General features: G+C 71.5%; 11 protein-coding genes and 1 pseudogene. 4 read left to right on the top strand and 8 right to left on the bottom strand.

The window, feature by feature from the left end; genetic code table 11:
- Window positions 1–27: 27 nt before the first annotated feature.
- The 3 genes from fgd to H7965_RS15610 are packed head-to-tail and all read right to left on the bottom strand — an operon-like array spanning window position 28 to window position 2943.
- A complete protein-coding gene (fgd, locus tag H7965_RS15620; protein ID WP_186771517.1) occupies window positions 28–1032 on the bottom strand; it encodes a glucose-6-phosphate dehydrogenase (coenzyme-F420) in 1005 nt (334 codons plus the stop codon).
- Between the two features lie 42 nt (window positions 1033–1074).
- Entirely contained in the window at window positions 1075–1929 is an 855-nt protein-coding gene (locus H7965_RS15615; RefSeq protein ID WP_186771516.1) for a TIGR03620 family F420-dependent LLM class oxidoreductase, read from the bottom strand.
- Window positions 1930–1950: 21 nt separating this feature from the next.
- A complete protein-coding gene (locus tag H7965_RS15610) occupies window positions 1951–2943 on the bottom strand; it encodes a ketopantoate reductase family protein (RefSeq protein ID WP_222440634.1) in 993 nt (330 codons plus the stop codon).
- A 90-nt stretch (window positions 2944–3033) separates the two neighbouring features.
- Between H7965_RS15610 and H7965_RS15605 the strand changes: the two genes are divergently transcribed.
- Window positions 3034–4146: an LLM class flavin-dependent oxidoreductase gene (locus H7965_RS15605; protein ID WP_186771515.1), complete on the top strand. Its 1113-nt coding sequence runs from the start codon at window positions 3034–3036 to the stop codon at window positions 4144–4146.
- A gap of 9 nt (window positions 4147–4155) precedes the next feature.
- Window positions 4156–4830, top strand: a complete 675-nt coding sequence (locus H7965_RS15600) for a molybdate ABC transporter substrate-binding protein (RefSeq protein WP_186771514.1) — start codon at window positions 4156–4158, stop codon at window positions 4828–4830.
- 12 nt (window positions 4831–4842) lie between these two features.
- Here the strand turns inward: H7965_RS15600 and H7965_RS15595 are convergent, their stop codons facing one another.
- Together H7965_RS15595 and H7965_RS15590 are read right to left on the bottom strand one after the other, a co-directional pair.
- Window positions 4843–5268, bottom strand: coding sequence for a hypothetical protein (locus H7965_RS15595; protein ID WP_186771513.1), 426 nt, complete (start codon window positions 5266–5268; stop codon window positions 4843–4845).
- Window positions 5269–5445: 177 nt separating this feature from the next.
- On the bottom strand, window positions 5446–6399 hold the full coding sequence (locus tag H7965_RS15590; protein WP_186771512.1) for a peptidyl-alpha-hydroxyglycine alpha-amidating lyase family protein: 954 nt from the start codon (window positions 6397–6399) through the stop codon (window positions 5446–5448).
- A 109-nt stretch (window positions 6400–6508) separates the two neighbouring features.
- Here H7965_RS15590 and H7965_RS15585 point away from each other — a divergent pair, with 109 nt between their 5' ends.
- On the top strand, window positions 6509–7279 hold the full coding sequence (locus H7965_RS15585) for a VIT1/CCC1 transporter family protein (RefSeq protein ID WP_186771511.1): 771 nt from the start codon (window positions 6509–6511) through the stop codon (window positions 7277–7279).
- Window positions 7280–7499: 220 nt separating this feature from the next.
- Here H7965_RS15585 and H7965_RS32280 read toward each other — a convergent pair.
- From H7965_RS32280 to H7965_RS15570, 3 genes and pseudogenes are all read right to left on the bottom strand, one after another.
- Window positions 7500–7634 (bottom strand): annotated as a pseudogene (locus tag H7965_RS32280) (GTP-binding protein); the annotation flags it as partial.
- A 377-nt stretch (window positions 7635–8011) separates the two neighbouring features.
- Window positions 8012–8506: a thioredoxin-dependent thiol peroxidase gene (gene bcp, locus H7965_RS15575; protein ID WP_186771510.1), complete on the bottom strand. Its 495-nt coding sequence runs from the start codon at window positions 8504–8506 to the stop codon at window positions 8012–8014.
- On the bottom strand, window positions 8503–11499 hold the full coding sequence (locus H7965_RS15570) for a bifunctional [glutamine synthetase] adenylyltransferase/[glutamine synthetase]-adenylyl-L-tyrosine phosphorylase (protein ID WP_186771509.1): 2997 nt from the start codon (window positions 11497–11499) through the stop codon (window positions 8503–8505). Before H7965_RS15570 ends, bcp begins: the two co-directional genes overlap by 4 nt.
- A 14-nt stretch (window positions 11500–11513) precedes the next feature.
- On the opposite strand from H7965_RS15570, the gene H7965_RS31725 reads away from it, so the two are divergent.
- Entirely contained in the window at window positions 11514–15125 is a 3612-nt protein-coding gene (locus H7965_RS31725) for a YhdP family protein (protein ID WP_186771508.1), read from the top strand.
- The last annotated feature ends 27 nt before the right edge of the window (window positions 15126–15152 follow it).

The raw sequence follows: 15152 nt of genomic DNA, 5'->3' as shown, positions 1-15152 counted from the left end.
GCATGGTCACAGCGGACTACGCCTGCCCTAGCCGAAGCGACGGCGCAGCAGCGGTAGCACCGTCTCACCATAGAGCTTCAGGAAGCGCGCCTGGTCCGGCCCCGGCGCGTGGAACACCAGGTGCCTGAAGCCAAGGCCGACGTAGTAGCCGACCCGCTCCACATGTTCCTCCGGATCGTTGGAGACGATCCAGCGGCTGGCGGCGCGCTCCAGCGGCAGCGCGTCGGCCAGGCGCTCCATCTCCGCCGGGTCCTCGACCGACATCTTCTCCTCGGGGCTCAGGGCCAGGGCGGCCCAGTGGCGGGTGTCCTCCAGCGCGCGCTGCCTGTCCGTGTCGAAGGAGACCTTCACCTCGATCATGCGGTCGTAGTTCGGCTTCGGCGCGGCGGCGGCCTCCAGCCCGGCGGCGACGTTCGGCAGCAGGGTTTCGGTGTAGAGCTCGGGCTTCTTGCCGCTGGTGCAGATGAAGCCGTCGCCGCTGCGGCCGGCGTATTTCGCCACCAGCGCGCCGGCAGCGGCGACGTAGATCGGCAGCGGCGCCGCCGGGCGGTCGTAGATCGTCGCCTTCTCGGTCTTGTAGTACTGGCCTTCGAAGGTCACGCGCTCCTCGGTCCAGAGCTTGCGCATCAGGGTGACCGCCTCGCGCATCCGGGCGAAGCGTTCCTTGAACTCCGGCCAGGGTGCGCCGGTGGAGGGCACCTCGTTCAGCCCCTCGCCGGTGCCGATGCCGAGGATGACGCGGTTGGGGAACATGGATCCCAGGGTGCCGAAGGCCTGGGCGACGATGGAGGGATGGTAGCGGAAGGTCGGCGTCAGCACGCTGGTGCCCATCACCAGCCGCTGCGTCCGGGCGCCAAGGGCGCCGAGCCAGACCAGCGAGTTCGGCGCATGGCCGTCGGTGTGCTTCCAGGGTTGGAAATGGTCGGAGATGAAGCAGGAGTCGAAGCCTGCCTGTTCCGCCAGCACGCCGAAATCCAGCAGCGCGCCGGGCGCGAATTGCTCGGCCGAGGCCTTGTACCCGAGCGTCAGCATGGTGAGGTTCCTTGTCGCGTTGCCATCGAGTCTAGCGCGGCCTCAGCTATCCGCCAGGGCCGCCAGCATCGTGTCGCGGGCGGCGAAATCGCCATCGGCATGCACCGGCTGGATGCAGACATGGGTGGCGCCGGCGGTGAAATGGGCCCGCAGCCCGGCCTTCACCGTGGCGGCATCGCCCGAGAGCACCATGGCATCGATGAAACGGTCGCTGCCGCCATCCTTCAGCTCGGCCTCGGTGAAGCCGAGGCGCAGCCAATTGTTCACGTAATTGGTCAAGGTCATGTAGCGGGCGAGCTCCTTCCGGCCCAGGGCACGTGCCTTGGCCTTGTCGGTCTCGACGCAGACCTTCTGCTCCACCGCCAGGATCCTGCCGGGGCCGAGGATCTTCGCCGCCTGCGCGGTATGCTCCGGCGTGACATTGTAGGGCACCGCGCCGCGGGTGCGGGCGGCCGCCAGCTCCAGCATCTTCGGCCCGAGGGCGGCCAGCACCACCGGCAGGTCTTCCTGCCCGGCCTTGGCCATGCCGTCGAGATAGCCGCGCATCGCCGGGATCGGCTTGTCGTAGCTGTGGCCGCGAAGCCCCTCCACCATCGGCACATGGCTGACGCCGAGGCCGAGGATGAAGCGCCCGCCATGCAGCGCATTCAGGGTCGCCAGCCCGCGCTTCGCGGTGAAGGCGTCCCGCGCATAGATATTGGCGATGGAACTGCCGATGATCAGCTTCTGGCTGTTCGCCAGCAGGAAGCCGCCCAGCGCCATGGATTCATAGCCGCGCGATTCCGGGTACCAGAAGGCCGAATAGCCATGGCCTTCCACCGTCTTCAGCAGCGCCTTGAGCTGCGCCGCATCCAGCCTGTCGGTCGAGATCCAGACCCCGAGACGCCCGAGTTCCATCGGCCTAACTCCCAAAGCGGTTCAAGCGGCGACGCCGGCCATCTCGGCCCGCAGCGCAACCAGCGCAAGCATGGCATCGATGGTGGGCGTGCCAAGCCCCGCGATCTCCCGCATCGCCACGATGGAATCGCGCAGGATGCCATATTCCAGCTGCCGCCCGCGCTCCAGGTCCTGCAGCATGGACATGCGATGCCCGGTCATCGACATGGTCACGTCGATGCGCTGCTGCGACGTGGTCGGCAGGGTGGCGCCGAGCGCCGTCGCCACCGCTTCCGCCTCTTCCATGCAGCGGCGGGCGATGGCGATCACATCCGGCGACCGGGCGATGGCGTCGAGCGGGGCGAGGGTGAGGGTGGCCAGCGGGTTCCAGACCAGGCTGTTGATCATCTTGGCCCAGATCTCGCCGCGGATGTCGGCGCGGATCGGCGCCCGCAGCCCGGCCGCGGTCATTGCCTCATGCAGCCGGCGGAGGCGGGGCGAGGAGCTGCCGTCGGGCTCGCCGATCGGGAAGCCGGCGGGGCCGGCCTGGTGCACGGCGGCGGGGCCGGTGGTGTCGGTGCCGACCCAATAGGTGCAGCCGATCGCCCGCTCCGGCCGCAGCGTGGCCCATTGCCGTCCGCCGGGGTCCAGGCGTTCGAGCTGGCGGCCCTGGTGCGGACCGGCCAGGCCATGGAAATACCAATAGGGGATGCCGGTGGTCGGCGGCACCACCGCGGTCTCGGGCCCGAGCAGCGCGGCGATGCCGGGCAGCGATTCCTCCACCTGATGCGCCTTCAGCGTGATGAAGACCACATCCTGCGGCGGCAGGGAGGCCGGATCGCTGGTGGCGGCCACCGGGAAGACGCGATCGCCCTGCTTCCCCTGCAGCAGGATGCCGCGTTCCCTGAGCGCCGCCAGCGTCGCGCCGCGCGCGACCATGGTGACGGCGACATCCGGCACCTGCGACAGATGCGCGCCGAGATAGCAGCCGATGGAACCGGCGCCGTAGATGCAGATGCGCATCGGCTGTGACATGGCAGTCTCCTTCCCCTTGGCCGCCCGCGGTTGACTTCCCGCGGGGGCGGCACCTAGCGTTTCCCGGAACATCGCCCCGGGAGGGCCGTCATGGCAAATACCGCCCAGAATTCACCACGACACGGCCCACGGCCGCTGCGCTACGCCTACCAGATCGGCGCGGTGGGCGAGCCGGACCGTACCGACCGGCAATTGTACCGCGAGGCGATCGCCGACGCCCGGCTGGTGCAGGCCATGGGCTATGACGCGGCCTGGATGGTGGAGCACCATTTCAGCGACTACTACCCGCAGCCGAATCCGCTGCTGTTCCTCTCCCACATCGCCGCCGCCTGTCCCGGCCTTGGCCTCGGCACCGCGGTGATGGTGCTCCCGTGGTACGACCCGCGGCGCTTCGCCGAGGATCTGGCGATGCTGCAGACGCTGACCGATGGCGAGCTGCACATCGGCATGGGCCGCGGCACCGCGAAATCCGAATACGACGCCTTCGGCATCCCGATGGAGACGGCGCGCGACCGCTTCCGCGAATGCTGGGAGCTGACGCGCCGCGCGCTGGACGGTGGTCCGATGACCTATGCCGGCGATTACACCGCGTTGCGCGAGCCGGTGGTGCTGCGCCCGGCCTTCGACCGGCGGCCGAATTTCTACGGTGCCATCGGCAGCCTGGAGAGCGCCGCCATCATGGCCGGGCTGGGGCTGCCGCCGCTGTGCCTTTCCTCCTTTCCCGACCATCTGCTGAAGCGCATCCTGGAGACCTGGAAGGCCCGCACCGCGGAAGCCGGCGGCAACCCCAATGCGACCTTCCCGATCTCGATCAAGTGCTTCGTCGCCGAAACCGATGAGAAGGCGCGGGAGCAGGCCTTGCAGTACCTGCCGGAGTTCTTCGCCCTGCAGGTCCGCCACTACCAGTCGGATCACGCGCCCTGGGGCGACATCCCGGGCTACCAGCAGTTCAACAAGATGTTCGCCAACCTGCGCAGCCTGTCGGATCCGGCGAACCTCGGGCCCTACCTGGCGATGAACCTGGTGGGCTCGCCGGCGACGGTGGCGCGGCGGCTGCAGCAATTCGCCGATCTCGGCTTCAACTACTTCCTGATCAGCAACGCCACCTACGGCGTGCCGCGCGCGGTGCGGCACGAGACCATCCGCCGCTTCGCCGAGGAGGTGGTGCCGCGGATGCAGGCGCCGGCCGCGGCGGCCGAATAGGAAAGCCCGATGTCCGAGCTTGCGCTGCTCTCCACCCTCGGCCTGACCGGCGTGCTGCGGGAGGTGCTGCCGCGCTACCCAGGCAAGGTCGCCGCCAGCTACGGCCCGACCGCCGCCATCCTGGAGCGCATCGCCGGAGGTGAGAGCGGCGATGCCGCGATCCTGACCGCGGAGGGAATCGAGGCGCTGACCGCCAAGGGCGTGCTGGCGGCCGGAACGCGGGTGGATCTGGCGGCCTCCGGTGTCGGCATCGCGGTGAAGGCCGGCGCGCCGAAGCCCGACATCGCCACACCGGAGGCCTTCATGCGGCTGCTGGAGACGGTGCCTTCCATCGCCTATTCGCGCGCCGGCGCCAGCGGCATCTATTTCGCCGGGCTGCTGAAGCGGCTGGGGTTGGCGGAGACGGTGAACGCCAAGGCCATCGTCATCCCGCAGGGTTTCACCGCGGAGCGCGTGGTGCGCGGCGAGGCGGTGGTGGCGGTGCAGCAGATCAGCGAGCTGATGGCGGTGGAGGGGGTGGATATCGTCGGGCCGCTGCCGGAGGGGCTGCAGACCACGGTGGTGTTCTCCGGCGCGGTCTTCGCCGGCTCTGCGCGGCCGGTGGAAGCCGCGGCGCTGCTGCGCTTCCTGGTCGGGACGGCGACCCCGGCGATGCTGCGGTCGAAGGGCCTGCAGCCGGTCTGACGTCGCGGGCTATCAGCCGCGCCGATAGGGATAGCAGCGGGCGCGGTCCAGGGTGCGGCCGAAGTGCCGGCCCAGCGCCTCGATGGCATCGCCATGCGCCGGGTAGGGGTCGCTGTTCGCCGGGCCGACGACGATCGGCGTGACGGACGTGCCCTGCTGCCCTGCCTGTGGCAGCATCGCGGTGGCCAGCGCGTTCCCCTCGCCGTCCCGCAACGTCAGGAACAGCGGCATGGTGCGCTGGATATGCGCGCCGCGCCCGATGTCCTGCTCGAAGATCGGACCGGGCGCCGGCCTGTAGGATTGCGAAGCCTCCTCATGCGCCTGCTGGAAGTGCTTCTCCACCGCGTGGCGCATGAGTTCCGATTCGCGGGCAGCCTCGGCCTCCGTCTCGATGCGGAACCAGGTCTTCTGCCCCGGGGCGTCGCAGATGAACTGCATGACCTCCTCCCGTGCAAGATGCCAGGACCAGCCTAGCGAGGACACGGGTCCTGGTAAACCGCTCACCCGACGAAGCCGGAGAGGTGTGCCGTGGTGGCTACAGCGGATTGCATTCAGTCCGAATGCCAATCCGCAGTAGCCTATCGTTTGCAGGGCGGATTCACGTAGCGGTCCGCGCTACAGCTTCCGCAGCTTCTGCAGGCTGCGCACGCCTTCCGGCGGTGGCGGCCTGCCGTCGTTGTACCGCGGCCAGGCGGTATGGGCGACCTCACCGACATAGATGTCGCCATGGCTGTCCACCGCAAGCCCATGCGGCGAGAGGAATTGTCCCGGCTCGGTGCCCAACTCGCCGAAGCGGCCGAGCAGCTTGCCCTCCATCGACAATACGCTGATGCGCGGGCCGAGGTTCGGTGCCTTGATGTTCACTGGCAGCGCCGGCCCCAGCTCGCCGACGTAGCAGCAGGGGCATTTGCCTTTGCCGAGAAACAGCGAGCAGGGCCGGTGCAGATTGTTCCACTGGCCCTGATACTTGCCCTTGCCGTCGAAGATCTGCACCCGATGGCTCTCGCGGTCGGCGACATAGACCAGCCCGGCGTCGTCGCAGACGATGTTGTGCGGCAGGTTGAACTGCCCCGGCTCGGTGCCCGAACCACCCCAGGAGAACAGGTGCTTCCCTTCGGGCGAATATTTGTGGACCTGGGCGTTGCCGTAGCCGTCGGAGACATAGATATCGCCTTCGGGTGACAGTGCCGTATGGGTGCAGCGGTTGAAGGGCTTGCCGGACATGTAGGGCGCCGGCTTGCCGGGCAAGCCGATGGTCAGCAGCACGCGGCCGTCGAGGGTGCATTTGCGCACGCTGTGGTCGCCGTCATCGGTGCACCACAGCGTGTCATCCGGGCCGAGATGCAGGCCATGCGCCCGGGTGAACAATCCCTCGCCCCAGGAGCCGAGGAATTTGCCCTCGCGATCGAAGATCACCATCGGGTGCTCGCCGCGGTTGAACACATAGACCCGGTCCTGCCGGTCCACGGCGACGGCCGCGGTCTCCTTCAGCGACCAGCCTTCGGGCAGGGTGCCCCAGCCCGGCACCGGCGCGTAGCGCCACTCGCCTTCGCCCAAACTCTCCGCCATCGCACGATCCCTCCCGCTGTTGCGCCGAGGCTCGCGCCGCACGCTGCCGCTGTAAAGCCGTCCGCACGGCGCTGGCATGGCGGGGCGGGGATCGCGTATGCAGCGGGGCATGGAGACTACCCCGTCACAGCCCTCGACCGGCTTGGCGCCCGCGCCCTATCGGGAAGGGCTGCCGCCGCAGCCGCCCGGCCCGCCGGAAGGGGAGCAGCATTTCACCGCCTCGCAGATGGTGCGGGACCTGGTCATCGGCACGGCCGATGGGCTGACCGTGCCCTTCGCGCTGGCGGCGGGGCTGACCGGCGCGGCCGCCGCCAACCCGCTGATCGTGACCGCCGGGCTGGCCGAGATCGCCGCGGGCTGCGTGGCGATGGGGCTCGGCGGCTATCTCGCGGCGCGGACCGATGCGCAGCATTACGGCGCCGAGCGGCGGCGCGAGGAGCAGGAGACCAGGGACTACCCGGACCGCGAGAAATGGGAGGTTTCGGCGATCCTGCACCGCTACGGGCTGCGCGGCGAGGTGCTGGCGCGGGCGACCGAGGCCATCGCCTCCGACCGCCGGCGCTGGGTGGATTTCATGATGCGCTTCGAACTCGAACTGGCCGAGCCGACGCCCGGCCGCGCCGCGGCGAGCGCCGTGACCATCGGCAGCGCCTATGTTGTGGGCGGGCTGATCCCGCTCGCGCCCTACATGCTGATCGCGGAGACGCGGCCGGCGCTGCTGGTCTCGGCGCTGCTGACCGGCACGGCGCTGTTCGGCTTCGGCTGGCTGAAGGCGCGGGCGACGGGGCTGCCGGCGCTGCGCGGCGCGGTGCAGACCCTGGGCATCGGTGGCTTGGCCGCGGCGGTCGCCTATGCGGTGGCGAAGCTGGTGGGCGGATAGGGAGGAGCCTGCTCCCGCCGGGGAAGACCCACCGGCCGCGAGCCGGATGTCCGGGCCGATCTCCACCGTCCGGTGCAGCGGCGCACCCGGGTTCAGAGCGCGAAGCCGCTGTTTCAGGGCGGCGGTTGCGGTGGCCGCCACGAGGTCGGTCTGGGTCAGCACCAGCCGATCGGCGACCGCGATCTGCTTCACCGCCTCCGGCTGCGCATCGGGGCGCGGCGTCGGCAAGACCGGTGGTCTCGATCACCACATGCCGGATCGGCCGCCCCTCCGCCACCCTGGCGGCCAAGCCGTCGAGCGCCCGCAGGATGTCGCCGCGCACCGTGCAGCAGAGGCCGCCGGCATTCAGCGGCATGGTATCCTCCTGCCGGGCGGCGTCACCGGCCAGGTTCCACCGCAGGACAACAACCAGACCGGCAGCATCTCGGCCTCTATACGGAGCTGTCGCAACGGCTGCTGGAGGACCGGCTGACCCTGTGGGCGGGAGTCCGCCAGACCTGCGGCGATACTGCCTTCGACCCAACGCCGAACCTTTCGCAGCAGCGCAACTGCGATATTGGCTACGACGCCACCGCATGCTCCGCCGGATATGCGTGACGTAGCGGGCCTCTCGCTGCCTTTGCCCGGCTCACTCCCCGCCCAACCGACGGCAAGGATAGCAACGCCGCTTGCCGAGACGCCTCATGCGAGGCGAGCTTGGGCGCCGACGCGGCTCTTTAATATTCATCGGAACTATGACCGAACTTCCAGCGCCTGGAGCGCCCGGGCTGCCTTCAAAACTTCGGCCGTGTGCTCAGCCGGTTTCACCTTTTTCCAATGCCTCAACACCCGCCCATCGGCACCGATGAGGAAGCTGCTGCGCTCCATGCCCATGTACTTCCGGCCGTACATGGATTTCTCCACCCAGGTGCCATAGGCCTCGGCCACCGCATGGTTCTCGTCCGAGGCCAGCGGGAACTCCAACCCGTATTTCTTCGCGAATTTCTCGATCGGCGGCATCTTGTCGGGGCTCACACCGATCACCGTCAGCCCGAGCGTGTTGAATTGCGGCAGCGCCTCCTGGATGCCGCAGGCCTGCTTGGTGCAGCCGGAGGTATCCGCCTTCGGGTAGAAGTACAGCAGGAAGGGCTTGCCCTTCAGCCCTTCCAGGCTGACGGTCCGCCCGCCGCTCGCTGGCATGGTGAAGCCCGGCGCCGGGGCGCCCTCGGCCAGATCCGCTCCGCTCATTCCGCCACCCCCGCCACTGGTCCCAGGCGGCCGACCCGGCGCTCGAAGATCATCCGCACCGTTCCGGCAATGGCTTGCATCTGAGCGCGCAAGCCGGGAAGGTCAACCGGCGCCGGGTCCAGCAGCGGCGCCACCGCGCGCAGCATCGCCTCGGTCGCCGGCGCTGGCAGGTTGGCCTCACGCGTCCGGCCCTGGGTCAGTCGCACCAGCCCGATTACCGTCCGCCACAGCCGGTCGGCGGTGACCAGCGCCGCCACCTCCTCCGCCGGCAGCACCCCCGCCTTGCCAAGCCGGGCGAGGGCGGTGCGCGTCGTCGTCGCCAGCACCTCCGGGTGCGCCGGCCCGTGGCGGAGTTGCAGCGCCTGGGCGATGAACTCCACCTCGATCAGCCCGCCGGGCATCGCCTTCACGTCCCAAGGGCCTTCGGCCGGCAGCTCCTTCAGCATCCGGACGCGCATCGCCGCGGCATCGGCCAGCGCCGACTCCGCCGCGCCGGGCTTCAGGATGGAGGCCCGCAGCACCTCAACGATGCGGCGCTTCAGCGCCGGCGGCCCGGCGATCGGCCGGGCCCGCGTCAGCGCCATCCGCTCCCAGGTCCAGGCATTCTCCCGGTGGTACTGCTCGAAGGAGGAGAGGCGGATGGCGACCGGGCCCTTGTTGCCCGAAGGCCTGAGCCGCATGTCGACCTCCCACAGCCTGCCCTCGGCGCCCGGTGCGGTGATGGCGGAGACGATCTGCGGCGCCAGCCGGATGAAATACTCCGAAGGTGCGAGGGACCGCCGCCCGCCGCTGCTCTCGGTGGCTTCGGGATCGTGGTCGTACAGCACCACCAGGTCGAGGTCGGAGCCCGGCAGCATCTCCCGCCCGCCAAGCTTTCCCATCGCCAGCACCGCCAGCGCCCCGCCCGGGACGCGGCCGTAGCGTTCGGCGAAATCCGCGGCGATGCGCGGCAGCAGCGCGGCGATGGCGCTGTCGGCGAGGTCGGAGCGCAGCTCGCCGGCGGTGTCGGTGTCGAGGGTGCCCTCCAGCGCCGCCGCGTCGATCTCGAATTTCCGCGCGGTGGCGATCCGCCGGGCCGCCTCCAGCGCCTCGTCCAGGTGGCGCGCTTCCTTGATCAGCGCCGGCAGCGCGGCGGCGGGGTCGGCGCCGGCCGGGGCGGCGGCGCCGGCCAGCAGTCCGTCCAGCGCGGCGACGTTGCGCGCCAGGTGGTCGGCCAGTTGCGGCGCTGCACCGAGGATGCCGGCGACCCGGTCGAGCATCGCCGGGTTGCGGTGCAGCAGGCTCAGCACCTGGACCCCGGCCGGCAGCCGCATCAGCACCGCGTCGAACCGCACCAGCGCCTGGTCCGGGTGGGATTGCCGGGCGAAGGCGGCGAGCAGCATCGGCATCAGCTCGGTCAGCAGCTCCCGTGCCCGGGCGCTGCGGGTGGCGCGCGGCCTGCCGTGATGCCAGCCGCGCACCATGGCGGCGACCGAGGCGGGATCGGCGAAGCCCATGCGGCGCAAGGTCGCCAGCGTCTCCGGATCGTCGTCGACGCCGGTGAAGACGAGGTTGCCGGCAACCCCGCCGGCCGGCCCGCCCTCCTCGCCGGACAGCGCCGGCGCCGTCTCAAACAGCGTGCCGTAGTGCCGTTCCACCCGTGCCAAATGGTCCATGAAGGCGGCGGTGAACGCCTCGGTGTGCGGAAAGCCCATGAAGCCGGCGATGCGGTCGAGCCCGGCGGCATCCTCCGGCAGCCGATGGGTCTGCCGGTCCGCCACCATCTGCAGCCGGTGCTCCAGGTTGCGCAGGAACACATAGGCATCGGCAAGGTCGGCCGCGGCACGGCGGTCCAGCTTGCCTGACCCGGCCAAAGCCGCCAGCGCGCCGAGGGTCGTCGGGTCGCGCAGCCCGGGGTCGCGGCCGCCCCAGATCAGTTGCAGCACCTGGGCGGTGAACTCGATCTCGCGGATGCCGCCGCGGCCGAGCTTCACATCATGCCCGGCCAGCGCCACAGTTGCCCCGGCGCCCTTGTGGCCCTTGTGCGCGTGGATCTGCCGCTTGATGGAATGAATGTCGGCGACGGCGGCGAAATCCAGGTGGCGGCGCCAGACGAAGGGCCGGATCTCGCGCAGGAATTGATCGCCGAGCGCCCGGTCGCCGGCCACCGGGCGCGCCTTGATCATCGCCGCGCGCTCCCAATTCTGCCCCATGCTCTCGTAGTAGACGATGGCGGCATTGACCGAGACGGCGAGGGGCGTCGCCGCCGGATCCGGGCGCAGCCGCAGGTCGGTGCGGAAGACATAACCATCCGCGGTGCGTTCCTCGAGCAGCCGCACAAGGTCGCGGGCGAGCCGCACGTAGCAGGCGCCGGCGCGGTCGCTATGGTAGGCTGCCGCCGCCGGGTCATAGAGCACCATGAGGTCGACATCCGAGGAGTAGTTCAGCTCCCTGCCACCGAGCTTCCCCATCCCCAGCACGATCAGGCCGCTGCCCTTGCCGATCGCGCGAGGGTCGCCACGGGCACCGCGGGTGATACGCAATTCGCCACGCTCGGCCGCCGCCAGCAGCAGATGCGCGCAACCGAAATCGATGGTCGCCTCCGCCAGCTCGGACAGCGCGCCGGTGACGCGTTCCAGCGGCCACTGCCCGCCGAGGTCGGCGACCGCGGCGATCAGCGCCGCCTGCCGCTTGGCCTGCCGCAGCAGCGCTGCCACCGCTTCGCGCGGGGCGCCGGGGTCGGCGCGGCCCAGCGGGTCGAGCGCCATGGCAAAGGCATCCTCCGGGCCGCGCTCGGCCAGCCGCATCAGGGCGGGCGCCTCGCGGATCGCAAGGTCGGCCAGGTAGGGGCTGTTGCCGCCGAGGCTGGCGAGCAGCGCCGCCCCCGCCGGGCTCGCCGCCCAGGCGCGCGCCGCGGCATCGCGCTCGGCGAAGCGTTCGGCCAGCCGGCTGGCGGCTTCGGGGTCGTAGGGTCGGGGCAGGCGGTCGGCAGGTGCCGGAATCGTGGAAGCCATGCCGGAGGGAACGCGTGAGCGGTACCCGCGGTCAAGCGTTGCGCTGGCTGCCCCTTGCCGGAAACCTCGCGCTCGGCCTGTTGGTGGCCTTCGGCCTTGGCCTCGGCGCCCTGGCCTGGCGGCTGGCGCAGGGGCCGCTGGAGGTGCCGCCGCTGGCCCGGCGGATCGAGGCGGCGGCGAATGCCTCGCTGGCCGGCTCGCGCCTTGAGATCGGCAGCGCCGCCATCGCCTGGGAGGGATTTCGCGGCGGCACCGCCGCGCCGCTCGACATCGTGCTGGACGATGTCCGGCTGCTCGACGCCGAGGGCGCCACCCAGGTGGAACTGCCGGATGCGGCGGTGACGCTCTCCGCCCGCGCCCTGCTGCGCGGCATGGTGGCGCCGGCGACGATCGAGCTGCGCCGGCCGCGGGTGCTGGCGCTGCTGCGCCCGGATGGCTCGCTCGGCCTGACGCTGCACCCGCCCGCCGAGGTCGCCGGCCCCGCGCCGGCGGGGGCGGGGCCCGATGCGCTCGGCCTGCTGGCGGAGCTGATGCAGCCGGCCTCGGAAGGTGCGGCACATGCGGCGCTGCGGCGAATCCGGGTGAACGGCGGCGAGATCATCCTCTCCGAGGTCGCCACCGGCCGGCGCTGGACCTTGGCGGAGCCGCGGCTCGACCTGCGCCGTGCCGCCGCGGGCGGGTTGGCCGGGGAGGGGTCGGCGATGTTCCGCAGCGGCGCCATCCGCGTGCCGGTCCGACTCTCCGGCGAGGCCAGCGGCACGCCGATGGTGCTGACGGCGCGGATCGGCCTGCCGGCGCTGCGTCCCGCGGAACTCGCCGACATCTGGCCACCGCTGGCGCCGCTGGCGGTGCTGGACGCCCCGGTGGCGCTGACCGCCGGCGGCACCTTCGATGCCACCGGCCGTCCGGCGCGGCTGGAGATCGGCCTCGACGGCGGTGCCGGCAGCCTGGCCCTCGGCGATGCCAGGCTGCCGATCGACCGGCTCGCGGCGCGGCTCGAAGGCGGCAGCCGGGCGCTGCGGCTGAGCGAGGCGCGGCTGGTGATCGGCGGCCCTTCCGGCCCGGCGCTCACCGCGACCGGCGAGGCGCGGTTCCAGGATGGCGGCTGGGGCGCCAGCCTCGATCTCGGCTTTGAGCCGGTGCGGGCGGGCGAGGTACCGGGACTGTGGCCGGCGGAGCTTGCCCCGGTGGCAAGGGCCGCGGCGCTGCGGGTGGTGCCGGCCGGACGGCTGCGCGACCTGCGGCTGAGGCTGCAGCTCGGTGCGCCGGAAGCACTCGATCGTGTCACGGTGCAGCAGGCCAGGCTGGCCTTCGGCCTGGACGAGGCGGTGCTCGACCTCGGCGCCAGCGGCAGGATCGCCGCCGAATCGCTGGAACTGGCGGCGATGCTGACACCGGATATGGTGCAGCTCGACCGTGCCGTGCTGCGGCTGCCGAGCGGGGCGATGCCGCCGGCGACGGCCGGCCCGCTGCTTTCCGCCAGCGGCAGCGCCGAGCGGCGCGACGGGGCCTGGCGCGGCAGCCTCGGGCTGACGCTCGATGCCGTCGGCTTCGCCGAGCTCGCGGCCTATTGGCCGGAAGGGGTGGTGCCGGGCGCGCGCGACTGGATCACCCGCAACGTCACCGCCGGCAGCGTCCGGAATGGCCGCTGGCGGCTGGAGGCGGAGGCGCCGGAGACGCTCGACGCGCTGCACATCACCGGCTTCTCCGGCACCGCTGAGGCGAGTGAGGCGACGGTGCATTGGCTGCGGCCGATCCCGCCGGTACGCGGGGTGTCCGGCAAAGCCGAGTTCGCCTTGAATGAGGTGAGCCTGCGCAGCCGCAGCGGCCGGCAGATGCTGTCGGACAGCGCCCGCAGCGGCATCGAGGTGCGGGAGGCCAGCGTGCGCTTCCTCAACCTCGACGCCAGCCCGGGCAATGCCGAGGTCACGGTGCAACTCGTCGGCCCGCTGGCGGATGCGCTGACCATCCTGCGCCACCCCCGCCTCAAACTGTTCGAGCGCCGCAAGCTGGAGCTGGCCGTCGCCGCCGGCCAGGTCGACGCCCGGCTGGCGGTCGGCTTCCCGCTGTGGAGCGAGCTGCCGATGGAGGAACTGCGGATCAGCGCCGAGGCCCGCATTGCCGAGGCGCGTCTGCCCGGTGCGCTGCTCGACCAGACGCTGGATCACGCCAGCTTCGACCTTTCGGTGAACACCGATGCGCTGAAGGCGAATGGCCAGGCGGTGCTGCTGGGCGCGCCGGTGCGGCTTGGCGTCGAGATGGACTTCCGCAGCGGCCCGGCCAGCCAGGTGACCGAGCGGGCCACCCTGACCGGCCGGCTGGACCAGCGCCAGCTCGGCACCCTCGGCTTCGACACGCTGGGGCTGCTGGACGGGCCGGTGGCGGTGGATGCGCGGTCCGAGAAGCGCCGCAATGGCCAGGGCAGCGTGGCGCTCCGCGGCGACCTGCGTGACGCACGGCTGTTGCTGGACGTGCTCGCCTGGCGGAAGCCGGCCGGTGCGCCGGGCCAGGCGGAAGCCACCCTGCGGATGCAGGGCGAGGCGCTGGTCGCCGCCGAAGGCATCAGGCTGGAGGCACCGGAGCTGGCGATGCGCGGCAGCGCCAGCTTCGGCACCCGCAGCCGGCTGGAACGGATCAACCTGACGGAGGCGGCGGTCGGTGCCTCCCGCTTCGGCGGCGAGGTGCAGCGGCCGGAACAGCCGGGCGGCCCCTGGCGGGCGATGCTGCGCGGCCCGGTCTTCGACCTGCGCCCCGCGCTGCGCGGCCCCGACCGGCCGGAGCCCGCCACCTCCGCCGCGGCGGAGGACCCGGGGCCGCCCCTGGCGCTCGACCTGGGCTTCGAGCGGGTCACCATGGGCGAGGGGCGCAACATGTACGGCGTCCACGCCACTGCCCGGATGGATGGGCGCGGCCTGCTGCGCGAGGGGCGAGCCAATGGCCGCACCGCCGCCACTGCCGGCCCGGCCAGCGGCTTCGGCGCGGCCCTGACGCCGCGCGGCGTCCAGCGGCACCTTCAGCTCACCGCCGAGGATGGCGGCGCCCTGCTGCATGCGCTCGACCTGGTGGAATCAATCCGCGGCGGCCGGCTGACGGTGGATGCGCGATACCTCGACTTGCGGCCGGGGGCACCGCTGACCGGCACGGCCGAGCTTGACCAATTCGTGGTGCGCGACGCCCCGGCGGCGGCCAAGCTGTTGCAGGCGATGACGCTCTACGGGCTGGTGGAGGCGGTGCAGGGCGGCGGCGGGCTGGTCTTCTCCCGCCTCATCGCCCCCTTCACCCTGACCCCGGAGGCGCTGGAGCTGAGCGATGCGCGGGCCTTCTCGGCCTCGCTCGGAGTGACCGCCAAGGGGCGGATCCGCCGGGCCGGCGGAGTCGCCGAGATCGAGGGCACCATCGTCCCGGCCTATATGTTCAACACGCTGCTGGGCAACATCCCGTTGCTCGGCCGGCTGTTCAGCCCGGAAGCCGGCGGCGGGGTCTTCGCCGGCACCTACCGGGTGCAGGGGCCGCTGGCCGACCCGCAGGTGACGGTGAACCCGCTGGCGGCGCTGACGCCGGGTTTCCTGCGCGGGCTGTTCGGTCTCGGCCAGCCGGCGGAGCGGGGGGCGGCGCCGGCGCGCTGAGGTATCGCTTGCCGGGGCAGGACGACG

The sequence above is a fragment of the Siccirubricoccus deserti genome (assembly GCF_014283215.1).
GTDB classification, from domain to species: Bacteria; Pseudomonadota; Alphaproteobacteria; order Acetobacterales; family Acetobacteraceae; genus Siccirubricoccus; species Siccirubricoccus deserti.
Note: the sequence above shows the minus strand (reverse complement) of the source record. Positions and strands in the feature narration are given on the sequence as shown.